Source organism: Streptomyces sp. NH27 (genome assembly GCF_056859195.1).
Map to the genome: position 1 here is coordinate 1 of NZ_JACEGK010001102.1, position 419 is coordinate 419.

Annotated in this window: 1 protein-coding gene; it reads right to left on the minus strand. The window is 45.8% G+C overall.

Annotated features, from left to right (window positions below):
• On the minus strand, window positions 1-419 hold a 419-nt coding region (locus AC13HU_RS38235; RefSeq protein ID WP_483046589.1), incomplete at both ends, for a glutamate ligase domain-containing protein.

Here is a 419-nt window from a genome sequence, read left to right on the forward strand (position 1 = left end):
TCGCCCGACTATCCGCAAAATGTGTTAGAGTAAGCTCGGTATCTGGCATGGCTCCCAGCAAGTCCAACATATCCTCCAAGGCTTTGGTGTTGATACAAGTGAAGAGGATTTCCTTATGATAATCCGCAAAACGTTCTTGCAAGGTTACCAACAAGGCCTTGATAGCATGGGGATTATGGGCTCCATCCAAAATCATCAAGGGATCTCTTGACACGATTTCCAAACGCCCTGGCCAACTTATTTCTTCCAAGGCTTGACCAAGAAAGTCATTGCTTGCTAGCTCTCGACCATCTTCTTGACAAAAAGTATCAAGTAAAGCTATGGCCATCCCAGCATTCTCTATTTGGTACAAACCAAGCAGGCTAGTCTGGAAGCGACCTTGTCTGACAGCACTTGTATAGTCAAAGACTTCCCCTGTC